The following is a 24,108-nucleotide window of genomic DNA, read 5'->3' on the forward strand; positions in this document are numbered from 1 at the left end:
TGCCCATGCGCCGAGCCTCACTGAGTCTGTTGTTTCCTTTCCTGCTGGTTAGCCTGACGGCTCCCGAACCTGCGCTCCGTTTTCGGCGGTATTTTGTGGCCGCTGAGAGTTACGAATCCGTTGGGGTATTCGATGTGGATAAGAATGATACGCTGGACATCGTTTCCGGTGATTTTTGGTACGAGGGACCACACTTTCGGCAGCGTCACCTGATTGGCAATGAACCCCGAAAAGACCAGTATTTTGACGATTTCTCCACCATTCCGATGGATGTCAATGCCGATGGGCGGCTGGATTTTATCACTGGCGGCTGGTTTGACCAGACGTTGCGCTGGGTCGAGAATCCAGCCGCCGGTAACGGAAAAACGCAGTGGCCATTACACGAAATCAGTAAAGTAGGTAATGTGGAAACCACCCGTGCCTGGGATGTAGATGGCGATGGGAAACTGGATATTGTGCCAAACAATCCGGGTCATCCGCTGAAATACCTGAAATTAGTATCACCAGGGAAGTTTCAAACCATTACGGTAGCTCCCACGCAGGGACATGGACTGGGCTTTGGTGATATCAATGGCGATGGTCGGGGTGATCTGATCGTATCTGATGGCTGGCTCGAAGCGCCTGCTAACCGGATAGCAGGTAGCTGGGAATTACACAAAGAATTCTCGCTCGGTACGGCTAGCGTACCCGTCATTGCTGCTGATGTAAACGGCGATAAATTGACCGACCTGGTTGTAGGGCAGGGCCATAATTATGGGTTGCACTGGTATGAACAAACGAAAAATAATACCGGGCAACGGAGTTGGACAAAGCACGTAATTGATGAAAAAAACTCGCAGTATCACTGCCTGGAATGGGTCGATATTACGGGCGACGGTCGGCCGGAACTAGTTACGGGTAAACGGTATCGGGCCCATAATGGAAAAGACCCCGGTGCAGAAGACTCTGTCGGGCTATACTATTTTACGTGGAATGCTGCACAGAAGCAGTTCGTAAAGCACGATATTGCTTCTGGTCCGGCGGGCGTTGGAAAAGGAACGGGTATCTACTTCGCCGTTGCAGACCTGCACAAAACGGGGAGGAAAGATATTATCGTGGCCGGGAAGGATGGGCTGACCATCTTCTTCAATGAAGGGTTTCAGCGGAAATAGCTGGATGAATAACGTAAAATGGACAATGGTATAATGAGATTGGTTATCATTATACCATTGTCCATTTTACATTCGGAGCCGCCTGTGCGGTTCATTCATATCAAGCCGTTAATGACCAGCCCTCGCGGTACTCGCGTTTTACGAACTGGTTGGCTTCATCGAAGTTGGTAATCTTCATGTTTTTACCATCCCAGTTTAGTTTCTTACGGCCAGGGTAGCTAAACCCTTTGCCATTTGGTGTGCGAACCATATAGCTCCGAATGGCCAGATTACCCATTAGTACCGACTCCGTCAGCGGACCGGCAAAGTCGAAGGATGAGGTGAGCCCCTTGTGTTCCTTGCTGTTGAATCCTGCTTTGCAGGCTTCGGTCCAGAGAATCTGATGACCGTTTTCCGGCATCTGCTTCACGATGTCCGGCTTAGGCGCACCCTCTATTTTCTTGCCGTCTTTGGTGAACAGCTTGGGATTTTCGCCGTACATGCCGCACATAATCATGCCTTTGTCGCCAACCATAATCACGCCGTTTTCACCGTTTTCGGGCATGGGTTCACCTTCGGGTAAAAACTCAGGGCGGAACGGGCGAAGACCACCGTCTGTCCACACCATTTTCACTTCGGATTTATTCTTAGCCGTTGCCGGGAACATAATTTCCACGTGCGAAGAGGGTGGACATCCTTCCGGAATATACTCCGGGGTCCAGTCTTTCAGGAACACGGCACCTACACTGGTCTCTACCTCAGTCGGGTAGCCCAGACCCAGCACCCGGAACGGGGTATCCATGATGTGGCAACCGATATCGCCGAGGGCACCGGCGCCAAAGTTCCACCAGCCGCGCCACTTGAATGGGTGGTAAGCGGGGGTATAGCCAACTTTCTGCGCTGGCCCAATCCAAAGATCCCAATCCAGATCGGAGGGTACTTCGGGAGCTGGTTGTGGTACGGGGATACCCTGCGGCCAAACCGGGCGGTTGGTCCAGAGCTGAATGGTATGTACGTTACCAATCATACCCTTATCGAACCACGATACCATTTCCAGCTGCTGGGGGTTGGATGATCCCTGATTTCCCATCTGCGTAACAACTTTATATTTACGCGCTGCTTCGGTAAGCATACGGGCTTCGTAAATATTATGCGTCATCGGCTTTTGTACGTAGACGTGCTTGCCCCGTTGCATGGCGTGCATGGCAACAATGGCGTGATTATGGTCTGGCGTTGACACCGTTACGGCATCGATATTTTTACCTTCCTTGTCCAGCATCTCCCGAAAATCCTTGTACCGCTTGGCATTGGGGTGCTTGGTAAACATTTCTTTTACGCGGGGCAGACCCCAATCCACATCGCACAGGGCAACCACATTGTTCGCTCCCTTGTTGTAGGAGTTGGTTACGTCGCTAAAGCCCTTACCACCGAAGCCTACGCCGGCAACGTTAAGTTTATCACTGGGGGCCACAAAGCCGGGGCCACCCAGCACGTGCCGGGGAACAATAAAGAAGCCGGCCGTTGCCAGCGCCCCTGCCTGTATAAACTGACGGCGGCTGGTGCCCGATTTAGCTTGTTCTGACGTATCCTCACGGGGCGAATCCATGCCGGGCGCGTCCGCGCGGGGAGTTGATTTATCTGACTGATTCATGAGAAAATGAATTGGAGTTTAATGGAAAAGACATTTTTAAAAAATTTTACCTACTCAGGGCTACGATTTTTCGGCGACCAGGTACAGTTGCTGGTCACCAAACAGATATAGTTGCTTCTCCGTTGATTTATAAACGTCGATTGTCCGTAATCCATGCCCTGCCAGCAATCGTTTTATTTCGGAAAGCGTGAATACATAGTGCTTGAAGTAGTGTACCTCCGTATGCCCCGCTTTGGTGTAGGTCAGTTCGGTTAGCATACAGCTATCGCCTGTGGCATACGAATTATTGATATCCATTGTCAATTCATCGAGCACATAATGGCCTGTTTTAGGGAAATTGGGCAATATGCTTTCGGCTAGCATACCCGAATTGATAACGAAGCGGGCACCTGGTTTTAGGGCGGCTGCTACCTTTTTAACGAATATGTCCATACCGCTGTAATCGACATACCCGAAACTATTACCCAGGCAGTAAGCTCCATCAAATGAGCCTTTAATAGTTGTCGTCAACATATCACCCTGAATGACTTCAATAGCCAATTGTTCTGCATCAACCCGTTCGTTTAGTGCCAACAGAAACTCAGTGGATATATCAACGCCAGTTATCCGAAAACCATGTTTGGCCAGTTCAAGGGCGTGCCGCCCGAAGCCGCAGGGAATATCTAAAAGGGTCGCTCCTGGCTGAACATTCAGTGTATCTACCAGGAAAGCTACTTCCTGTTTTGTCCAATCCATTGTCGGGGCTTTTGTCCACATTTCGCAGTTTATACCGGAAAAGAAGGTCTCGTACCAATTATTATTGATCATTTTGTTCATTGGTTTATAGGCTTGCAAGCCGCGTCAGGGCGTATTATCGCCCGGCGGTTGTTTTGTGCGTGCAATGTGATTTGCTATCCCCGAAGGCGTACTGTACAAACAGTGATTTTGCCCCTATCGGTCGCATAGGGTATGGACAGGCCACGCAAAACCGGACCTGACAACAGGAGACAGTGCGCAGAGAAGAAATAGGGCCGCTTTGCAGAATGCGGCCTGGCCTTTTAGGGCCTAAACCAGGGAGATCACAGGCTAATCTGTTTTTACCTCGTCAAGGTAACGAACTGGCCCATCAGACGCAAAATGATTTGAGGGAATGGTCGTTGATGGCAGAAACGGAGGAAGGAAATCCGTACAGATTTTTTTGGGAGAACCGCATACCGATTGAAGATAATGACGGAAAACCAGCTCCGGGTGCCCGCTCGATAGGCTGTTGGTTATTCCTCTTTCAAGACGTACCCCATACCCGGCCGGGTGTGAATCAATTTAGGGATAAAATCGCGGTCAATTTTTTTGCGCAGGTAATTGATGTACACCTCCACCACATTGGTCCCCGGATCGAAATGCAGATGCCATACCGTTTCGGCAATGTCCATTTTAGAGAGGACACGCCCCTGGTTGCGCATCAGGTATTCCAGCAGGGCAAATTCACGGGCGGTCAGGTCAATCGCAACCTTGTCTCGACGAACTTCTTTGGTCGTCAGATTGATGGTTAGATTGGCTATCGTCCATACTTCGTCATCAACTGGGTCGGTGGTCAGCGTAGTGCGCCGGAAGCACGCAGCTACCCGGGCTACCAACTCCCGGAAATCAAACGGTTTCACCAGATAATCGTCGGCACCCAGCGTAAGACCTTCTACTTTGTCTTCCACCTCACCCAGGGCAGAAAGCATGATAACGGGGAGTTGAGGTTTTTCCGCCCGGACGCTCCGGCATACTTCAAACCCATTTAAACCGGGCAGGTTAATATCCAGAATTAGCAAGTCGATACCCGGTTGCAGAGCCATTTGCCGGCCGTTAAGTCCTTCATATACGACCTCCGTTGCATAGCCTTCTTCCCGCAGCCCGCGACTAATGTTCTGGGCAATCCGCCGGTCGTCTTCAATGATGAGGATTTTTTTCATAACTGTGCAGGTTACACAAGTAAGGTAATGGATTCTACGCCGGTCGGTTGGCAGGCGATTATGCCTGCTCCAGAGAAAGCCGCCATGAAAAAGGGTCGGAATGGTCCAAAAAAAGACTCTCCCGCTGCCTATGAACGCAACAGGAGAGTCTTTCGTGTTAATCTTTGGTCTGAAGCTTACGCCTTGTCGGCAGAAGCGGCAGGAGCGGCAGTTTGAACGGCACCCTCTTTGGTACCGTAACGCTTGCGGAACTTGTCCACACGACCTGCGGTATCGAGCAGTACGTTTTTGCCCGTATAGAACGGGTGCGACTGCGAGCTAACTTCAATCTTTACGAGCGGATAGGTCTGGCCTTCAAACTCGATAGTGTCTTTGGTTTGAACCGTGGAGCGCGTCAGGAATTTATAATCGCTCGACAGGTCGTGGAATACCACGTCGCGGTAGTCCGGGTGAATGCCCTTTTTCATGATTAATCTCAGTTTCTTGTCATCTTCTCGGTTTCCGACCGAAAAGGACTGCAAAGGTAAGGTGTTTTCCAGGGATTGGCAACTGTTTTTTCGGTTCTTTTTGTGCCTGATAGCGAATGAATTAAAGTATGGCCGTTAGCTAATAAAGGTATCCTCATTGGTTGACCTAACCCCGTTTTCTTTCTATATTTCCCCGTAAATACTTTTCCTCCACGGAATAGTGATAACCACCAGTTGGTTTACCTATCCGACCGATAAAATCTGTTTTTTTTTATTTCTAAGAATTGCTCTCCAAAGGCGTATTGCTAAGTCATTCACACTGACGACTTAACAATTTCTTAACCTAAGTGATAGAGTTGAACGTTTCAGGGATTTGCTCAGATGCCCGAACCTTCCGGGTTGCTTTTCCGTCTATTTCAGTGGAACTTTAGAACACCATTCGGATTCGCTTTACCGTTTCCTGAAGTTAGATTTTGTTATCTTTTATATATTTTTGTTAACTCCCTGTTACCTTATATAAGCCGTATCTGTCATTTTCTATATAACTAATCCAAAGACATATGTATGTAATCAAACGCGAGGGGCGTAGGGAGTCCGTCAAGTTCGACAAAATCACCGCCCGTATCGAGAAACTGTGCTATGGTCTCGATCCCGCTTATGTTCAACCCGTAGAAGTGGCGTTGAAAGTTGTAAATGGTCTGTACGACGGTGTAAAGACAACTGAACTCGACAATCTGGCTGCCGAAACAGCCGCTTCGATGACGACCAAGCATCCGGACTACGCCATTCTGGCCGCCCGGATTGCTATTTCCAACCTGCATAAGGAAACCAACAAGTCATTTTCGGGTACTATTAAAAAACTATATCAGTATGAAGACCCGAAAACCGGCGAAAATGCGTCCCTGATTTCACGGGAGGTGTACGACGTGGTACGGCAACATGCGGCCTTGCTGGATTCGACTATTATCTACGATCGGGATTATGGCTATGATTACTTCGGCTACAAGACGCTCGAAAAATCATACCTCCTGAAACTGGATGGCCGGATTGCCGAACGTCCGCAACACATGCTGATGCGGGTGGCGGTTGGTATCCACATGGAGGACGTTGACGCGGCCATTGAAACCTATAACCTGCTATCGGAAAAGTGGTTTACGCACGCCACGCCAACCCTGTTCAACGCCGGAACGCCCAAGCCGCAGATGTCGAGTTGTTTCCTGCTAACCATGAAGGACGATTCCATCGACGGAATCTACGATACGCTGAAGCAGACCGCCAAAATTTCGCAGTCGGCGGGCGGTATTGGTTTGAGCATTCACAACGTCCGGGCAACGGGAACGTACATTAAAGGCACCAACGGTACCTCAAACGGGATTGTGCCGATGCTGCGCGTATTCAACGACACGGCCCGGTACGTGGATCAGGGCGGTGGGAAGCGTAAAGGTTCGTTTGCCATTTACCTGGAACCCTGGCATGCCGATATTTTTGATTTCCTGGACCTGAAAAAGAACTCTGGTAAAGAAGAGGGCCGTGCCCGCGATCTGTTCTACGCCCTCTGGACCCCCGATCTGTTCATGAAGCGCGTGGAAGATGATGATGTCTGGTCATTATTCTGCCCACACGAGTGTCCCGGCATGGCTGATTGCTATGGCGATGAGTTTGAGGCTTTATACACGCGATATGAGCGCGAAGGTCGCGCCCGCCGGACGATAAAGGCACAGGAGTTATGGTTCAAGATTCTGGAATCGCAGACTGAAACCGGTACGCCCTATATGCTCTATAAGGATGCCGCCAACAAGAAGTCGAACCAGAAGAACCTGGGCACGATCAAGTCGAGTAACCTCTGCACCGAGATTATCGAGTACACGGCTCCTGACGAAATTGCGGTTTGTAACCTGGCGTCCATCGCCCTGCCGAAGTTTATCAAGCGTGACCCGGACGGCGTAATGCGGCTCGATCACCAGAAGTTGTATGAGGTAACCAAAACGGCTACCTGCAACCTCAACAAGATTATCGACATCAACTATTACCCGGTAGAAGAAGCCCGTCGGAGCAACATGCGCCATCGGCCCATTGGTATCGGTATACAGGGGCTGGCCGATGCGTTCATCATGTTGCGGATGCCGTTTGAATCGGATGAAGCGCGCCGATTGAACGAAGATATTTTCGAGACTATCTACTTCGGAGCAATGACCTCCTCCATGGAGCAGGCCAAAGAATCTGGTCCGTACGAAACCTGGAAAGGCTCACCCATCTCGGAAGGCATTTTCCAGTTCGATATGTGGGGGGTAACGCCTAAGTCGAATCGCTGGGATTGGGAAAGCCTGCGGAAAGAGGTGGTCGAACATGGCGTTCGGAACTCGCTGCTGCTGGCCCCCATGCCCACCGCATCGACCTCGCAGATTCTGGGTAATAACGAGTGCTTTGAACCGTATACCAGCAATATCTACACCCGTCGTGTACTGTCGGGCGAGTTTGTGGTGGTGAACAAGCACCTGCTTAAAGACCTGGTGAAACTGGGCTTGTGGAATGATGCGATGAAGAACAACCTGATTCTGGCCAATGGCTCGGTGCAGGCGATTCCGAACATTCCGCAAAATATCAAAGACCTCTACAAGACGGTTTGGGAGATTAAGCAGAAGCACATCATCGACATGGCCGCCGACCGGGGGGCGTACATCTGCCAGTCGCAGTCGCTGAACATCCACATTCAGGACTCCAACTTCGGTAAGCTGACCTCCATGCACTTCTACGCTTGGAAAGCGGGCCTGAAAACGGGTATGTACTACCTCCGCACGAAAGCCGCTTCCGATGCCGTGAAGTTCACCGTTGTGCAGCCCCAGGCCGAACCACAACTGGAGCCGGTAACCGCCGAAGCCGTAGCGGTCGAAAAACCCCTCGACTACGTTCAGTACGCCAAGGAGCACGCCCAGAACGCTACGCCCCAACCCGTACCGATGGTAACGGATCTAGAACAGCAATATGCCGCCATGACCTGCTCCCTCGATGACCCGGAAGGGTGCGAGATGTGCGGCTCGTAGTCTAGATTGTGTATTTTAGAGTTTTTACGCTCCCGGCTGTGGTCAACATGGTCGGGAGTTATATTTATTGGTGAATTCTGTGCGCGTCTGTTACGCTGAAATCACACCATAATGCCGATGCCATTGAAGTAGGTCTGGGTTGCCAGGCCGGTAGTGACGGAAGCGGTTGTTTCGCCAATGGATTCCTCGTATTCAATCCTGAATGACTCCAAGCACGACCGTACAATCAGCCAGTTCCAGCAAAATCATATCGGGGAGCGAAAGAGGTACTTTGACACCCTGAATGACTCATATTTTGCCACGTTGAACAAGAATCTTTTTAACGGACTCGCGGCCCTAAGAATCAGGTACATTCCCTATGATGCACGGCAAAAGGACAGACGATAGTGCTATGCAGATTTATCGTGATTCGTACTTTTGTAGCTAATCTGCTATTTTATATTGTGTAAACAGGGATTCAACATAGATTGGTTGGTATTGTCGGTCAGGTTGCCTTATTTCGATGCTGCACGAATTAACACAGGTTTTGACCATGACTACCCGACAAACGATCCAATCAGTAAGTGATCAGCGAAGAACAAAGACCGGTTTTGTACAACTGATTCGAATGGTTTGCTGGCTTATAATGCCATTCATCCCGCTGGTGGTGTCGGGCCAGAAGCTAAGCGAAGTTAAGATGGATGCGTTAGTCGAAAAGCAGCTATGGCCCGCTATCGACGAACTCAGCGATTATGTGTCTCTTCCCAATGATGCCGTCAATGCCGAAGACATTCTCAAAAACATTACCTGGACCGAAAAAGCATTCGCCAAGCGAGGGTTTCAGACGACCGTTCTCAAAACCAGTCAATTACCGCTGTTTTTAGCGGAAAAGACCAGTCCGAAAGCCACAAAAACCGTTTTATTCTACTTCCATATGGATGGTCAACCCGTGCGACCTGCCGAATGGAATCAGAAAGACCCGTGGGTGACTGTATTCAAAGAAAAAGCAGGCACTGGGGAGTACAAAGAGCTGGATGGGGACAGGCCAAAAACGGGCGTCAACGATGAATGGCGTTTGTTCGGTCGCTCAACCTCGGACGATAAAGGGCCAATTGTCATGCTGTTGAACGCTCTCGATATCGCACAGGCAGAAAAACAAACGCCACCCTTCAACATCAAGATAATTATTGATACCGAGGAGGAGAAGGGTTCCGGTGGATTGAAAAGCGCCCTGGATTCGTACAAAGACAAGCTGAAAGCCGATTACATGATCGTGATGGATGGCCCGATACACTCGTCGAACATTCCGACGCTAACGTTCGGGTGCCGGGGGAATGCCGGTTTTACCATGACAACCTACGGTGCCATTACCCAGCAACACAGCGGTCACTATGGTAATTATTCGCCGAATCCGGCATTCCGGCTGGCGCGGCTGATCACATCCATGAAAGATGAGCAGGGCCGGGTGCTGATTCCGGGCTTTTACGATGGTATTGCGTTTGATGATGCCACCAAAAAAATCATGGCCGCTGTACCCGACAACAAGCAGGCAATCAACAAGAACTTGCTGATTGCCGAAGAAGAAAAAGTAGGGGCTAATTATCAGGAATCACTTCAGTATCCATCGCTCAACATACGGGGCATGAAAGCCGCTGTGGTTGGCAAAGGTTCCGGAACCATCATTCCTGAAGAAGCCATAGCGAGTTTCGATATTCGGTTAGTGCCGGAAACGGATGGTAAGCGGATGATCGATCTGGTTCGCAAACACATCGAAAAGCAGGGATTTACCGTGCTGGAGCATGTGCCTACGCCTGAAGAGCGGTTGAAGTATTCTCAAATCGTTTTTTTTGAGGGAAATGCCGGTACGCCCGCATTCCGTACCGGTATCGATGAGCCGATGGGTAACTGGCTGCGTAAAGCCGTAACCAATGGATTTGGTAAGGATCCCGTCATCGTCCGGATCATGGGGGGTACCGTGCCCGTTGTTCCGTTTATTCAGGCATTAAAGGTGCCAGCAGTGATTGTTCCCCTGGTCAACATGGATAACAACCAACATAGCCCGAACGAAAATCTGCGGCTGGGTAATCTGCGCTCAGGCATCAAAACCTGTCTGGCTATTTTGACTACGCCGTTACCATAGTAGCCAGGCGTAGCAAGCTGATTTGTATCTTTGGGGCTGTTTGGCTGATGCCATGCGCAAGCAAAAGAAAACCCCTGCTATGTTGAAATCATACTATAACGCCGATGCTATTGAAGCAGGTCTGGACGAAGTGGGCCGGGGTTGCCTGGCCGGGCCGGTGGTGGCGGCAGCGGTTATTCTGCCAAAAGATTTCACGCATCCAATCCTGAATGACTCCAAGCAGTTATCGCACCGGCAACGCGAAAGGCTGAAAACTGATATCGAGCGGGAAGCAATAGCTTGGGCCGTAGCTGAGGTATCGCATACCGATATTGATCAGATCAACATCCTTAAAGCCAGCTTTCTGGCTATGCACCGGGCAGTGGATGCGTTGTCCGTTATGCCGGAGCACCTGCTGGTGGATGGAAACCGGTTCGTACCCTACCCGCTGATTCCACATACTTGCATCATCAAAGGGGATGCCCATTATTTGTCCATTGCGGCAGCCTCGGTACTGGCCAAAATCTACCGGGACGACCTTATGGCGCAACTCGGCCGGGAGTTTCCAGCCTACGGTTGGGCGCAGAATGTAGGCTATCCAACGCCCGTTCACCGGGCCGCCATCCGGCAATTTGGCCCAACAAAGTACCACCGGATGAGTTTTCGGTTAGTATGATCCTGCTGGGCTGGCTTTTCAACCGCCTAAACAAGCGTCTTTCTGCCTGCGCGTTCCCGCAGCGTCGCAGTAGGCCGGAATCGTTCACCGTACGTATCGGCCAGCCGGTCCAGCGTTGTTACGAATGTTTCGATACCAACGAAGTCTACAAAAGACAAAGCACCACCAGTGTACGCCGGGAAACCCCAGCCAAGAATAGAGCCAATGTCGGCATCCAGTTTGGTGCGGACAACATTTTCCTCCAGGCATCGAACGGCTTCGATGGCCTGCCGGTAAAGCAGACGCGTTTTTACTTCCTCCAGCGTAGGTTGCTGTTCTGCCTGCGGAAAAAGAGTCTGTAAACCCGGCCATAGTTTCTTGCTTCGGTCATCAGCGTAGTCGTAGAAACCTGCTCTCGCTTTTTTACCCGTTCGCCCGAGGTCAACGAATGTTTTGGATACCTGGTAGCGTGTATCGTCTTCACGAACAACTCCGTCCTGAACGCCCTGTTCGGCAATTTTGTAGACAAGATCCAGGGCCACTTCGTCCGTAACGGCCAGGGGGCCAACGGGCATACCGGCATCTTTACCCCCGTTTTCGATGAGCACCGGATTCACTCCCTCTTTGAGCATCTCCATGCCCTCTGCCGAGTAAGTGCCAAAACAGCGCGAGGTGTAGAAGCCCCGCGCATCGTTGACAACGATTGGGGTTTTTCGAATCTTGCGGACGTAATCCATCGCAACGGCTAGAGCATATTCGGACGTGTGTTGCCCCACGATGATTTCGACCAGTGCCATCTTATCGACTGGTGAAAAGAAGTGAATGCCAATGAAATTCTCTAGCCGGGCCGAAGCCTGTGCCAGCCCGCTGATGGGTAGGCTAGAGGTGTTGGAGGCAAATACGCCACCGGTCGCCAGCATCGGTTCAGCATCTTTTGTCACCTGTGCCTTGAGCGCACGGTTTTCAAAAACGGCTTCGATGATGAGGTCGCAACCCTGTAAATCCTGCACCGAATCGGTCGGCTTTATTCGATTCAAAATGCCTTCTACCTTGCCGGGATCTACTTTACCGCGTTCAACGCCTTTCTGGAGCAACTGCCGTGAATAGTCTTTTCCCTTTTCGGCAGCCTCTGTCGATATGTCTTTTAGAACGATCTCGATACCCGCCTGTGCTGAGACATATGCGATGCCCGCACCCATGAGACCTGCTCCCAGAACCCCCACCTTCTTCACGTCCGTTTTGGGTACCTCTTTTGGGCGGCTGATTCCCTTGTTGGCTTCGTTCATACCCAAAAAGAGAGTCTGAATCATGTTTTTCGCCACCTTAGACGTAGCCACCTGCACAAAATACCGGGCTTCGATCATGATTGCGCGGTCCATATTTACCTGTAAGCCTTCATACACACAGGCCATAATAGCGAGTGGGGCGGGATAGTTACCTTTGGTTTTTTCCATCAGCATGGCCGTTCCGGCCCCAAAGGTTTGGGCACCTACTGCACTCTGAACGTTCCCGCCAGGCACCTTGAAATTGTCTTTGCCAACGATTTTTCCCGTCTTACGGTCAATTTCGTCCCAGGGGCGAAGGGGTGTGGGGTTGGCGGCAATCCAGGCTTTCGCCTTCGTCATCATATCGTCCGGGCTGTCGGCAATCTCATCGACCATACCCAGTTTGAGGGCTTCGGGCACCCCTGCTTTTTTGCCTTCCAGCATCAGCGACAGGGCCGCCTGTATGCCAATCATGCGGGGGAGTCGTTGTGTACCACCCCCGCCCGGCAAGAGACCGATGGTTACTTCGACTAAACCAATAACAGACTTTGGGCTGTTGAGGGCAATGCGATGATGGCAGGCTAAGCAGATTTCATAGCCACCACCCAGAGCTGTGCCATTCATAGCGGCTACGATCGGCTTTCCGGACGTTTCCATCCGGCGAAAAATACGGTTCAGTTCCGCCGTAACCTTCAGCATTTCGGCCGGGTCTTTGTCGTTATTCCGCAGGATCATTTTCAGGTCGGCACCCGCCACAAACTCTGGTTTTGCCGAGGTGATGATGATACCCTTCACCGATTCATCGGCAAAAGCCTGCTCCAGAGCGGCTTCAAACTGTGGTATCGACTCATCATTCAGGACATTCATGGGCGAGGAGGTCATGGCCCAGGTAATGATAGCGATGTTTTGGTCGAGGGAGTAGTTTATCATGGTTGGTAATTGTCACTGGTTAGCATTAACATGGTCATTGGTTGTCATTTACTGCCGTTGGTAGCATGCAACAGAAATGAGAGCCAGTGACCATGAACGACTAAAAATTGATCTGTTCAAAAATAGTGGCAATGCCCATGCCGCCCCCGATACAGAGGGTTGCCAGGCCGAACTGCTTGCCGGAGCGTTCGAGTTCGTCGATGAGAGTAGCCGAAATGATGGCTCCGGTAGCACCCAGTGGATGACCGAGGGCAATGGCTCCTCCGTTAACGTTCAGCTGGCTGTGATCGACTCCGAACTCGTCCATGAAGAGAAGAGGTATGGCCGCGAAGGCTTCGTTGACCTCAAACAGATCAATGTCGCTGATGGTCATACCGGCTCGTTTGAGTACTTTGTGAGTGGCCGGAATGGGTCCGGTGAGCATAATGGTCGGCTCCGAACCAACAATGGCGAAGGCCTTGATCCGGGCACGGGGTTTCAGGCCGGATTTTTCGCCAAATGCTTTGCTGCCAATTAGTACGCCAGCGGCTCCGTCAACAATCTGAGACGAGTTACCGGCGTGGTGAACGTGATTTATTGTATCGAACTGGGCATATTTGAGCAGGGCCAGGGCATCTAATCCCATCTGCCCCAGGGCAGCAAAGGCTGGTTTGAGTTTTCCCAAACTTTCCACTGTGGTGCCGGGTCGGACGCCTTCGTCGCGGTCGAGCAGGGTCATACCGATATCGTCTTTTATAGGAACCAGCGTTCGGGCAAACCGATTCCCGGCCTGAGCGTCCACGGCCCGGCGGTATGATTCGGCCGCAAAGGTGTCTACATCCTGGCGGGAGTAGCCGTATTTGGTCGCAATCAAATCGGCCGAAATGCCCTGCGGTACAATCTTATGCCGGGCCACGATCTGTGGATTCATGAACAGCGCACCCCCATCGGACCCCATCGGCACCCGCGACATGGACTCTACGCCCCCGGCCACGATGGCATCTACCTGCCCCGACATCACATAAGCACCTGCCATGTTGATCGCTTCCAGGCCGGATGAGCAGTAGCGGTTGAGTTGTACGCCTGCCACAGACTCGGCATACCCTGCTTCCAGTGCGGCAGTACGGGCTATATCGGCCCCCTGCTCGCCAATGGGCGTAACGCAACCCATAATTATATCGTCTACCAGGGCGGTATCGAGCTGATTGCGGTCGCGGATTTCGCGTAGTACTGTGGTCAGGAGTTGAATGGGTTGCACATCGTGCAGGGCACCGTCGCTTTTGCCCCGACCACGCGGTGTTCTGACGGCATCGTAAATGAAGGCTTCGGCCATAATTTTGTTGACGAAAAATTAGTATGCATGCATACGGTTTCCAATCGAACAAAAGTACGGGCAAAATCTGAACGGGGCAACAGGCTCAGAAAAGACAGCCTATTGGTTGACTTTCTCCCAGATCAGGTCAGTAATACGTTGCATGCCTGCATCGTTGGGGTGGGCTGCTACACCGCCATTAGCATACTGACTGGCAAAATACTGGCCCTGGTCCACCATAGAACTCAAATCGACCAGTGTCATTCCTTTCTCGGCAATTATCTTTCGGATCACGGCATCCGTTTGCGGTTTGTTCCAAACACTGGTAGTCGTCACGATCCTGACAGGTTGCCCGCCACTGAGTTGAATAATCCGGTCAATAAACTGGCGGAACTGACCCTCTAAATTACGTAACGGCACATCACCATCCGATACGTTCTCCCCAATCCGAATCACGATCAGATCCGGCTTAAACGTCTGAACTGGTTCATCAAACTCATCCATGACATAGGTAGGTTTGCCAAAGTTGAGTTCAAGTCCGGTACCTGCCTGTAGCCGCAGCGTGGTGGCAGGGTTAATCGTTTGGAGTCGGGCCATGAGTAGGTGGACAAAGTCTTTGTCGAGTGCCGAAGCGGCCATGCCGTTGGAGTTGGTCCAGCCCAGTTCAGTAGCGGGTCCGTGAAACATGATACTGTTACCAATGACCAGCAATCGTCTGAAATAAGGAGTAAAGCTGCCCTTAACTACGGAGGAGTATGTCTGATTTAGACGAACACGTGCTGAAATGTCTATTTTATTATTAACCGGAACCTGACTCCCCGCGGTCCAGGTATTTCCGTTATCTGTCGAATACTCCAAAACGGCTCCGGCTGGTAAACTGGAAGCAACAACTTTTACGGTTTCACCGAAAGGCACCACCCGCGCAGAGGACTCAAAAGACGGCGTCTGTAAGGTAGTGGACGGCGGTGGGGGCGGGGGCGGATTCAATTCCGCTGCGGTCAAACGCCGGATGCTGAGCTGCACACAAGAGGGACAGTTTGTGTTTTGTGCAGAAACAGTGGAGACAAACAGCGTTCCAAACAAACCCAGGATAGCCCACTGCAAGTAAATGAGGACCCTAAACCGAAAAAGCATATTATTCACCACGACAGGCATAATTGTTAGTTGGAATAATGGGGGCCAAAATTGTGCCAATCTCTTAAAACCAGCGGACGCGTTTGATTCTGTACAATATTTTTTTTTAGACAAACCACAAATAACAAACTAGTAGTCAATTATTTATTACGCCACTCAGCATAGATAAAGATACAATACAGTTTTGTTTTTACCAGTATGTCAAACGCCGAACGCACAGCATACGGGTTACCTGCACACTAATGAATTTATTCATGGGTAGCTACTGTATCTTATCCCAGATCATATCCGAAATACGTTGCATACCTACGTCACCGGGGTGGGCTGCAACGCCTTTGTTGGCATACTGCCCCGCGAAATATTGACTTTGCCCTACCATACAACCCAAATCAACCAGCGTCAGGCCTTTTTCGGCAATCACTTTTCGGATTACAGCATCGGTCTGGGGTTTCTCCCAAACACTGGTGGTTGTTACTATCTTAACGGGTTGCCCGCTACTGAGCTGAATGAGCCGGTCGATAAACTGGCGAAACTGACCCTCAAATTTCCGGGTTTGCACCTCCCCGTCCGATACGTTCTCCCCAATTCGAATAACAATCAGGTCGGGTTTGAACGTCTGCATTGGCGCATCGAACTCGTCCATTAGGTAGGTGGGTTTGCCAAAGTCGAGTTCGAGCCCGGTGCCCGCCTGGAGTTGCAGCGTGGTGGCAGGATTAATCGTTTGGAGTCGGGTCGTGAGCAGGTGTACGAAGTCTTTTTCCGGGGCCGATGCCGCCATGCCATTCGAGTTGGTCCAGCCCAAGTTGAGAGCCGGTCCGTGAAACATGATGCTGTTGCCAATGACCAGCAGCCGTTTGTAAAAAAGCGAAAATACAGCCGCCCGGCTACCGGAAACCTTATCGCCTACCCGTAACCGGGTTAGAACCCGCGCGCCGGTTGTGAGGGTAAATTGCTGGCCTGTTTGCCAGTTATTTCCATTATCTGTCGAATACTCATACATGGCTCCCGGAGGAAGCGAATCGGCTGCCAGTTTGACGATAGTGCTAAAATAAAAATTGCCCCCGTTGGGCGAAAAAGCAGGCGGTTTGATTGCTAGTGTATCCACCTTTGTGGCGGCAGTTGATGTGGTGCTGGTTCCGGGCGACGTGGTAGCACTTCCAGGCGATGTGGTAGTACTGGTACCGGGTGACGTGGTAGTACTTCCAGGCGATGTGGTGCAGGAACAGGCCGACGATGATGCGGGGGGAGTAATCACTACGGGTGGAATAATATTCCCGACGGATGCCGGGTATTCTCTGGTGCAACTGTTTACGGCCAGGACAAGCAGTAAAATAGCAGCGACCGATTTACTGATATCAAAAAGTAACTGATTCCATTTTTGTCGGCTACGCATGATAAAGTCTACATGTATTAACAAGAACTAAAAACTGGTAATCAATCAAAAAAAAGAGGTAGCCTGACACACTCAAAATAACGAAGTCTGTGTAGCTATAACAACCGTTAGAAAAAAGATGCCTTCTTTTGTATAGAGTCTGACGGCATTATATTATTCTTGTATAGCCCGGTTGATACGCATGATAAAAACCTATTTCCATACTCTTTCAATATACTCTAAATTATGCTGTTCAGTTCAGCAATTTTTCTGTTTCTTTTTTTACCCTCCTTTCTACTCATTTATCACCTACTGCCCCAGCAGTGGCGCAATGCCTTTCTGTTTGCCGCTAGTTTGGTTTTTTACGCCTGGGGAGAAGGGCCGGTGGTGCTGGTGTTATTGCTATCGGCCTCCATCAATTTCATAGCAGGTCGGCTGGTCGAAACCGGACGCCGACGGGGGGGGCTGGCTCTTTCACTGGCCGGCAGTTTATCGTTACTGTTCTATTATAAGTACGCGTTTTTTCTGGCTGGGTCGGTCGGGTCGCTTGGTGCGATAATGGGTCTTTTCAAGGTTGATACTACTGTTTTCTCGGCCATTGCGCTACCCATTGGTATCAGCTTTTACACCTTTCAGGGCATATCGTATACGCTCGATATTTACTGGGGCCGTATCCGGGCGAATCGTAGTTTTATTGAGTTTGGCGCCTATGTTGCCATGTTTCCGCACCAGATAGCGGGGCCTATTGTTCGGTACGCCGATATTGCTCCCGAACTGGCCCAGCGTACTGTTACCCTCGAAAAGTTTGGTATTGGAGCCGAACGATTTATCATTGGCCTGGCCAAAAAACTCCTGCTGGCCAATACGTTTGCTGCCGTAGCCGATACTGTTTTTAACGCCAATCCGGCTACGTATCCGGCCGAAACAGCCTGGCTGGGTGCTGTGGCGTATTCATTACAGATTTATTTTGATTTTTCGGGTTACTCCGATATGGCCATTGGCCTGGGAAAAATGGTCGGGTTCGATTTCAAAGAGAACTTCAACTATCCCTACTCGGCCCGTTCTATTCAGGACTTCTGGCGACGGTGGCACATCTCGCTGTCGACCTGGTTTCGGGATTACGTATATATACCGCTGGGGGGCAACCGGGTGGGGCGTGTCCGTACCTACGTTAATCTGTTTATCGTTTTTTTTGTAACGGGTTTGTGGCATGGTGCCAGCTGGAGTTTCATCGTATGGGGGCTGTATCACGGGGCGTTTCTGGCACTGGAACGGGCGGGTCTGAGTAAATGGCTGGGACGGGTCTGGCCCCTGTTTTCTCATCTGTACACCTTGCTCATTGTGCTGGTTGGTTGGGTTTTCTTCCGTGCCGATAACCTGTCGAGTGCCATCGACTATCTGCAAAAAATGGCGGGCATGGGCAAGGTAACGCAAACCATCCTGCCCCTTTCCTACTTCACTACCGTCGAACTCGGACTAACGCTGTTGCTGGGTATCATCTTTTCAATGCCGGCTTACCATTTCCTGCATCGGCTGAGAGCACGGATAGAACCTGCGTTCGTTAATTCCATAACTCCTTACGTGTTGAGTACGGTTTATATAGTAGGCCTGTTTGGTTTATTTATTGTGTCGGTCATGTACATGGCGGCCAATACCTACAACCCCTTTATCTATTTTCGATTTTAACAATGGAATCACTTCGCAAATCTACCGCAACCGTTCGGCAGGCAGGTGAGCCCGAAAAACACCTGGATCAGTCAATAAATCGGGTAGGCAGGTATCGTTTTTTTCTGACAGGGATACTTTTTGCCATCTGTCTGGTGCTACCCACCCTCGACCAGTTTTTTAAATTTTCTGCTGCTTTCAAGAGCACCGAAAAGAACGTACTTACCCCATTGCCGACGTTTCATTTTCCCCGTGTATTATCGTACATCGGCGGATTCAACCAGTATTATAAAGAAAACTTTGGCTGGCGGAATGCGCTCTTTTATCAGTATAGCCAATTCAAATACTACGTGCTGGGTGTATCACCACTGCCGCAAAAAGTAGTATTGGGCAAAAACGGTTGGTTTTACCCCGGTAACGACCTGGCTAATGTTGCCGATCAGCACTTGGGATTACAACCTCTTTCGCCGGAAACGTTAGCACTAATTGCCCGGAAACTCCGGGATAAACAGCAGCAACTGGCCGCTCAGGGAATAAAATTTTACTTTGTTGTTGCCCCGGACAGCTACAGTATTTATCCCGAAAATTTGCCGGATTACATGCAGGAAGTGTCGGTAACGTCAAACCTGGACTTGCTCAAAGCGTACCTGACCAACCATACCGACGTCCCGTTTATTGATGTTCGGCCTGCTCTGCTGGCCGCTAAATCGACCCATCAGACGTACATGAAAACTGATACGCACTGGAACAATTACGGTTGCCTGATGGCCACAATAGCCATTACTCAGCGTATCCGGCAGGATTTTCCGGCCCTGCCTAACGCGTCGGAGAAGGACTACACCATCGTGCCTATAAAAGGATATTCGGGTGATCTGGTGGTGATGATGGCGTTGAATCAGGACCTGACCGACTCAATAAACTACCACACAATCCCACCGGCCCCTATGAGCTACCGGGAAATCGAACGGATTCCCAATCCGGCGGGCGGGTGGCCGGCGCAGCGGTTTTCGGGTTCCATCGCAAAAGCACCAAGTCTGCTGTTTATGGGCGATTCATTTACGTTGACACTGGCAGAAACCATGCCCAGCTACTTTTCAAAAGCTTACATGACGCAAAGCGACTCGATTCGTACGGATCTCATTCGTTCGGAGAAACCCGAAGTAGTTGTGTTGGAAATTGTTGAACGGAATCTGGCCCGGCTGGTCAATTTATAAACCCCATCTGCATCGCCCATCGTTAACGGGTATCTATTTTACCGGTTAACGCGTGTACCGCTGGTATGGGTGATAACGCGTTTATCGTTTCTTTTTGCTGGCCCTGCCAAACAGCGGATGCATTCCCGCAATCGTACCGGATACTAATTTCCTGCCGTCTATTCTTACCGTTTATTGGTTTTGCAGAATTCTCACTTGTTCATTTTGTTTTGATTCGTATATTTGAAATCGTTGACAAATGCGAATTGGTCATAATGTATTCATTATGAGTGCTTTTGCCTGCGTTTCAGGCTATTTGTCAATGTCTTTATCCGGTCAATTTTTTTTCCGTACGCGTTCACCTTTTACGGTCGTTCTGGTTGGTCTGAGAGGATTGACGGGGAACGACAGTCTGCATGAAAGTTTCGCCGTTGCAACCATTCCAAATTGTGTATTCGCTGCTGAATCACGAGTTTCTGGGCTACCTCATCGAGGCTTTTGTTGTGCAGCGTAATAGCCGGGGCGAGTTAACGCTGCAGAACCAAACGCTCTCTACCCAGAATGTTGGTGAATTTGCGAAAGGGCTGGATGAACGGGATTTTGAACTGGTCAAATTAATCGACAGTATTCAGCAGGACACGATCGTTAAAAAGTTCAATCCCCGAAAGCTACCCGCTGTCGACTTTTTTCTGAAAATATACGACCCTCAAAAGGGTGATAAAGGAGCGCAGGATACGATCGGGACGTACCTCGAAACCATGAAAGCGCGGATTATGGCGCTCCTGCCCGGCAAGCCATTTTATATTATGGGCAATGATGGCAATCCTGCCTGGGAACCCATCAACTGGATGCCCGAAAAAGCGCGGGTCTATTTTCATTTCGACCGCAATCCGACCTCAACACACTATTTCCCCATCATTCGTTACCCCGTAAAGTCATATACGGATGGCGGAACGAATGGAAAAGGGACCGAAACGGAGCGGGTCGACTTTCAGTTCAAAGAGGCCCTGATGATATGTGATGAGCCTGCCTACATGATTGTAGGCAACCGGCTTTATCATTTCAGTAAACAGGTCGACGGCAAAAAAATACGCCCGTTCTTTTCTAAAAATCACATCGTTATTCCCCGGAATATAGAGCAGCAGTACTACGAGCGGTTTGTGACTCCGCTCATTGCGGCTTATGATGTGCGTGCCAAAGGCTTCGAGATTCGGGATGAATCGCTGGTTCCCGTTCCCGTGTTGACCATTTCAGAACTGCAACCGGCCAGTCAAAAAGCGCCGGTATCTGTGTTTGGCAATGAAGTAGCCCGAACCCGTACTGCGGTTGACAACGATAACCCCGACCAGCCCATTATGCTCGATTTGGGCTTTCAGTACGGTGATTTCACCTTTCGCTTCGATGGTGCGGGGCCCTCATGTAATGTGAGCATGGAAACGTATAAAGACTCGTATCTTTTCCACAAAATTCGTCGGGATAAGGACCTGGAACGGCGAAAGCTGGCTTTCCTGCGTGATATAGGCATTGACCTGCAGGGCGGTCGGCTGGACCTGCCAAAAACAGAAGTGTTCACCTGGCTGTCGGATCACAGTAGTCAATTGCAGGAAGCCGGTTTTCTTATTCGGCAGGATGTACAGAATACGAAGCGGTATTTTCTGGGCTATTCGAGCATCAACGTATCCATTCAGGAAGGGCGCGATTGGTTTGACATATACGCCAACGTGCGGTTTGGGGAGTTTGAAATTCCCTTCCTGAAAATAAGGAAGCTTATCCTGAACAAAAAACACGAGTTTACGCTGCCCAATGGCGAAGTAGCCGTTATTCCGGATGCCTGGTTTACCAAGTACTCCGAACTGTTTGGCTTCATGGAGTACCTGGATGGGCCTGACAACACGGAAGGACGATTGGTGCTGCAAAAACATCACCTCGCGCTGGTGCAGGAACTGGAGCAGGACAGCCTGGCCACAACGGTTATCAGCCGCAAACTCGAACGCCTGCGCGACTTCGAGAAAATTGAAAGTTTCCCCCTTCCCAATGGCTTCAATGGTGCCCTGAGACCTTACCAGAAAGCAGGGTATGACTGGATGAATTTCCTGCGCCAGTACCGGTTTGGCGGTTGCCTGGCCGACGATATGGGACTGGGGAAAACGGTGATGACACTGGCTATGCTACAGGGCCAGAAAGAAGCGGGTGCCATCAACCCAAGCCTGCTGGTGATGCCCACCTCGCTGCTGTATAACTGGGAACTCGAAGCCCGGAAATTTACGCCTGGCCTGCGGGTGATGGTGTACACCGGCACCTATCGCGATAAAAATACGGCTCAATTTGATGACTACGACCTTATTTTGACCTCGTATGGTATTGTTAGAATCGACATCGACATCCTGAGCGATTACCGGTTCAACTACGCTATTCTGGATGAATCGCAGGCCATAAAAAACCCGTCTTCGCACATTACCAAAGCGGTCATGCAGCTTAACACCGAGCACCGGCTTATCCTGACCGGCACTCCGCTCGAAAATAGTACGCTGGATTTATGGTCGCAAATGTCGTTTATCAATCCCGGTTTGCTGGGTAACCAGTCATTTTTTCGAAACGAGTTTCAGGTGCCCATCGAGAAGCGGCACGATGAGGTTAAAACGGAACGGTTGTATAACCTCATCAAACCCTTTATGCTCCGGCGCAACAAAGCGCAGGTAGCCACCGATTTGCCCGAAAAAGTAGAAAGTGTACTCTACTGCGAAATGACGCCCGATCAGGAAACCCAGTATGAGGAAGCCAAATCCTATTACCGAAACCTGATTCTGGACCATATTGAAGAATCGGGTATGGCAAAATCGCAGATGATCGTGCTACAGGGGCTTACCAAACTCCGGCAAATTGCCAACCACCCCCGTATGGTCGATGCCGATTACGAAGGTGATTCCGGCAAGCTGGACGATATGCTGATGCGTCTGGAGAGCGCGATGATTGAAAATCACAAGATTCTGGTATTCAGTCAGTTTATCAAGCATCTGAACGTTGTGCAGCAATACCTGAAAGAGAAGAAAATCAAATACGCCTACCTGGACGGCTCCACCACCGACCGGCAAAGCCAGGTAACGCTGTTTCAGACAGACGATTCGGTCAAATTATTCCTTATTTCTCTGAAAGCCGGGGGACTTGGTCATAATCTGACGGCTGCCGACTACGTATTCATCCTCGACCCCTGGTGGAATCCGGCCATTGAGGCCCAGGCCATTGACCGGGCCCACCGCATTGGGCAGCAGAAAACAGTGTTTTCCTATAAATTCATTGCTAAAAACACGGTGGAAGAGAAAATTCTGTCGTTGCAGCGGGCCAAACAACAACTGGCCGGAAGCCTGATTTCTACCGAAGATACCTTCATGAAATCGCTCACGAAGGAAGATATTTTGGTGTTGCTGGAATGAAAAAATAAAGAATATTCGGGTTTCAATAGACAATACCGGCTATTATTAGTTGTCTGGTAAATAATTTATCATTCACTGTAAATAGCAGAGTCTATGAATGCGAAAAGCATATTTGGTATTGTACTTACATTGGTGGGTCTGGTTGGCCTGATTTATGGCGGTATGGATTTTGCCAAAGGGGGCGTAGCGCAGGCGTCATTTGTGTACCTTATTCTGGGCGGAATTTTTTTCTTCGCCGGTATCGGCCTGATTCGGAGTACCAGGGCCTAAACCTAAGCCGGAAAAGCGGATACCCGCTTTTCCGGCCTCTGCACTATCGCAGGTATACCCCTCTTTTCTGCTCATCACTCAATATCACCTCCACGTGTTCACTGATGGTTGTGCTGAGTTCGTAGCCCTTATAATCGGCAGCAACCGGATAGCGCGGGTGATTGCGGTCAATCAGCACGGCCACCTGTAATTTGCGAATCGGCACCTGCAGGAAAGGTTGCAGACTGAATGCCAGCGTCCTGCCCGTATACAGCACATCATCGACTACAATAATGACCTTGTCAGTAAAGTCAATGGTGGAATGAACAGTGGGTTGAGACACCTGCGTTTTGTCCACATCGAGTCGGATTAAATGAACGGTGAAAGGAGCAATCGTTTGCAATTCGTGCGCCAGTGCCTCAGCCAGCCGGTAGCCCTCGCCCGAAATACCGGCGATCAACAGGGCTGTTTCATCAAAATTATTTTCGTAAATCTGAAACGCAATCCGTCTGATTTTCTGGCGAATCTGTTCGCTGGTAAGAATAAGCGTTGGTTGAACCGTATCCATAGGTAAATCGGGCAAACGAATGTATCCCGCA

General features: G+C 50.3%; 18 protein-coding genes. 9 read left to right on the forward strand and 9 right to left on the reverse strand.

Annotation, left to right across the window (positions count from 1 at the left end):
- Positions 1-5: 5 nt before the first annotated feature.
- Positions 6-1,151, forward strand: coding sequence for an FG-GAP repeat domain-containing protein (locus B157_RS0116010; protein ID WP_026308736.1), 1,146 nt, complete (start codon positions 6-8; stop codon positions 1,149-1,151).
- Between the two features lie 100 nt (positions 1,152-1,251).
- Here B157_RS0116010 and B157_RS0116015 read toward each other — a convergent pair whose 3' ends face one another.
- From B157_RS0116015 to B157_RS0116030, 4 genes are all read right to left on the reverse strand, one after another.
- Positions 1,252-2,781: a Gfo/Idh/MocA family protein gene (locus B157_RS0116015; RefSeq protein ID WP_020604315.1), complete on the reverse strand. Its 1,530-nt coding sequence runs from the start codon at positions 2,779-2,781 to the stop codon at positions 1,252-1,254.
- Between the two features lie 60 nt (positions 2,782-2,841).
- The gene (locus B157_RS0116020) at positions 2,842-3,588 is read right to left on the reverse strand and encodes an SAM-dependent methyltransferase (protein WP_245565095.1); all 747 of its coding nucleotides are present in this window, start codon (positions 3,586-3,588) and stop codon (positions 2,842-2,844) included.
- A gap of 443 nt (positions 3,589-4,031) precedes the next feature.
- On the reverse strand, positions 4,032-4,718 hold the full coding sequence (locus B157_RS0116025) for a response regulator transcription factor (protein WP_020604317.1): 687 nt from the start codon (positions 4,716-4,718) through the stop codon (positions 4,032-4,034).
- Between the two features lie 176 nt (positions 4,719-4,894).
- The gene (locus B157_RS0116030; RefSeq protein ID WP_026308737.1) at positions 4,895-5,185 is read right to left on the reverse strand and encodes a type B 50S ribosomal protein L31; all 291 of its coding nucleotides are present in this window, start codon (positions 5,183-5,185) and stop codon (positions 4,895-4,897) included.
- 560 nt (positions 5,186-5,745) lie between these two features.
- Here B157_RS0116030 and B157_RS0116035 point away from each other — a divergent pair.
- From B157_RS0116035 to B157_RS0116045, 3 genes are all read left to right on the forward strand, one after another.
- On the forward strand, positions 5,746-8,226 hold the full coding sequence (locus B157_RS0116035) for a ribonucleoside-diphosphate reductase subunit alpha (protein ID WP_020604319.1): 2,481 nt from the start codon (positions 5,746-5,748) through the stop codon (positions 8,224-8,226).
- A 532-nt stretch (positions 8,227-8,758) separates the two neighbouring features.
- The gene (locus B157_RS0116040; protein ID WP_157618463.1) at positions 8,759-10,345 is read left to right on the forward strand and encodes a M20/M25/M40 family metallo-hydrolase; all 1,587 of its coding nucleotides are present in this window, start codon (positions 8,759-8,761) and stop codon (positions 10,343-10,345) included.
- A 79-nt stretch (positions 10,346-10,424) separates the two neighbouring features.
- On the forward strand, positions 10,425-11,000 hold the full coding sequence (locus B157_RS0116045; RefSeq protein ID WP_026308738.1) for a ribonuclease HII: 576 nt from the start codon (positions 10,425-10,427) through the stop codon (positions 10,998-11,000).
- 26 nt (positions 11,001-11,026) lie between these two features.
- On the opposite strand, the gene B157_RS0116050 is transcribed toward B157_RS0116045, so the two are convergent.
- From B157_RS0116050 to B157_RS0116065, 4 genes are all read right to left on the reverse strand, one after another.
- Positions 11,027-13,174, reverse strand: coding sequence for a 3-hydroxyacyl-CoA dehydrogenase NAD-binding domain-containing protein (locus B157_RS0116050; protein ID WP_020604322.1), 2,148 nt, complete (start codon positions 13,172-13,174; stop codon positions 11,027-11,029).
- A 100-nt stretch (positions 13,175-13,274) separates the two neighbouring features.
- Positions 13,275-14,486 (reverse strand): acetyl-CoA C-acetyltransferase, encoded by a 1,212-nt coding sequence (locus B157_RS0116055; protein WP_020604323.1) that lies wholly within the window; start codon positions 14,484-14,486, stop codon positions 13,275-13,277.
- A 99-nt stretch (positions 14,487-14,585) separates the two neighbouring features.
- The gene (locus B157_RS35490) at positions 14,586-15,488 is read right to left on the reverse strand and encodes an SGNH/GDSL hydrolase family protein (protein WP_245565096.1); all 903 of its coding nucleotides are present in this window, start codon (positions 15,486-15,488) and stop codon (positions 14,586-14,588) included.
- A 373-nt stretch (positions 15,489-15,861) separates the two neighbouring features.
- Entirely contained in the window at positions 15,862-16,704 is an 843-nt protein-coding gene (locus B157_RS0116065; RefSeq protein WP_020604325.1) for an SGNH/GDSL hydrolase family protein, read from the reverse strand.
- On the opposite strand from B157_RS0116065, the gene B157_RS39770 reads away from it, so the two are divergent.
- From B157_RS39770 to B157_RS39025, 5 genes are all read left to right on the forward strand, one after another.
- Positions 16,685-16,969: a hypothetical protein gene (locus B157_RS39770; RefSeq protein ID WP_245565098.1), complete on the forward strand. Its 285-nt coding sequence runs from the start codon at positions 16,685-16,687 to the stop codon at positions 16,967-16,969. The genes B157_RS0116065 and B157_RS39770 overlap by 20 nt on opposite strands.
- Before the next feature lie 248 nt (positions 16,970-17,217).
- The gene (locus tag B157_RS0116075) at positions 17,218-18,657 is read left to right on the forward strand and encodes an MBOAT family O-acyltransferase (RefSeq protein WP_020604327.1); all 1,440 of its coding nucleotides are present in this window, start codon (positions 17,218-17,220) and stop codon (positions 18,655-18,657) included.
- Between the two features lie 2 nt (positions 18,658-18,659).
- Entirely contained in the window at positions 18,660-19,850 is a 1,191-nt protein-coding gene (locus tag B157_RS35495; RefSeq protein WP_020604328.1) for an alginate O-acetyltransferase AlgX-related protein, read from the forward strand.
- 395 nt (positions 19,851-20,245) lie between these two features.
- Entirely contained in the window at positions 20,246-23,260 is a 3,015-nt protein-coding gene (locus B157_RS0116085) for a DEAD/DEAH box helicase (RefSeq protein ID WP_020604329.1), read from the forward strand.
- A gap of 93 nt (positions 23,261-23,353) precedes the next feature.
- On the forward strand, positions 23,354-23,530 hold the full coding sequence (locus B157_RS39025) for a hypothetical protein (RefSeq protein WP_020604330.1): 177 nt from the start codon (positions 23,354-23,356) through the stop codon (positions 23,528-23,530).
- A 43-nt stretch (positions 23,531-23,573) separates the two neighbouring features.
- On the opposite strand, the gene B157_RS0116095 is transcribed toward B157_RS39025, so the two are convergent.
- Complete coding sequence (locus tag B157_RS0116095) at positions 23,574-24,077, reverse strand: phosphoribosyltransferase family protein (RefSeq protein WP_020604331.1); 504 nt, start codon at positions 24,075-24,077, stop codon at positions 23,574-23,576.
- Positions 24,078-24,108 lie beyond the last annotated feature (31 nt).

This window comes from Spirosoma spitsbergense DSM 19989 (genome assembly GCF_000374085.1).
Taxonomy (GTDB): domain Bacteria; phylum Bacteroidota; class Bacteroidia; order Cytophagales; family Spirosomataceae; genus Spirosoma; species Spirosoma spitsbergense.

Coding starts and splice junctions, on each gene's coding strand:
- B157_RS0116015 (WP_020604315.1), bottom strand. CDS start 2,781: ATGAATCAGTCAGATAAATCAACTCCCCGCGCGGACGCGCCCGGCATG.
- B157_RS0116025 (WP_020604317.1), bottom strand. CDS start 4,718: ATGAAAAAAATCCTCATCATTGAAGACGACCGGCGGATTGCCCAGAAC.
- B157_RS0116085 (WP_020604329.1), top strand. CDS start 20,246: ATGAAAGTTTCGCCGTTGCAACCATTCCAAATTGTGTATTCGCTGCTG.
- B157_RS0116035 (WP_020604319.1), top strand. CDS start 5,746: ATGTATGTAATCAAACGCGAGGGGCGTAGGGAGTCCGTCAAGTTCGAC.
- B157_RS0116095 (WP_020604331.1), bottom strand. CDS start 24,077: ATGGATACGGTTCAACCAACGCTTATTCTTACCAGCGAACAGATTCGC.
- B157_RS0116040 (WP_157618463.1), top strand. CDS start 8,759: ATGACTACCCGACAAACGATCCAATCAGTAAGTGATCAGCGAAGAACA.
- B157_RS0116030 (WP_026308737.1), bottom strand. CDS start 5,185: ATGAAAAAGGGCATTCACCCGGACTACCGCGACGTGGTATTCCACGAC.
- B157_RS0116050 (WP_020604322.1), bottom strand. CDS start 13,174: ATGATAAACTACTCCCTCGACCAAAACATCGCTATCATTACCTGGGCC.
- B157_RS35495 (WP_020604328.1), top strand. CDS start 18,660: ATGGAATCACTTCGCAAATCTACCGCAACCGTTCGGCAGGCAGGTGAG.
- B157_RS0116045 (WP_026308738.1), top strand. CDS start 10,425: ATGTTGAAATCATACTATAACGCCGATGCTATTGAAGCAGGTCTGGAC.
- B157_RS39025 (WP_020604330.1), top strand. CDS start 23,354: ATGAATGCGAAAAGCATATTTGGTATTGTACTTACATTGGTGGGTCTG.
- B157_RS0116055 (WP_020604323.1), bottom strand. CDS start 14,486: ATGGCCGAAGCCTTCATTTACGATGCCGTCAGAACACCGCGTGGTCGG.
- B157_RS0116075 (WP_020604327.1), top strand. CDS start 17,218: ATGCTGTTCAGTTCAGCAATTTTTCTGTTTCTTTTTTTACCCTCCTTT.
- B157_RS0116020 (WP_245565095.1), bottom strand. CDS start 3,588: ATGATCAATAATAATTGGTACGAGACCTTCTTTTCCGGTATAAACTGC.
- B157_RS0116010 (WP_026308736.1), top strand. CDS start 6: ATGCGCCGAGCCTCACTGAGTCTGTTGTTTCCTTTCCTGCTGGTTAGC.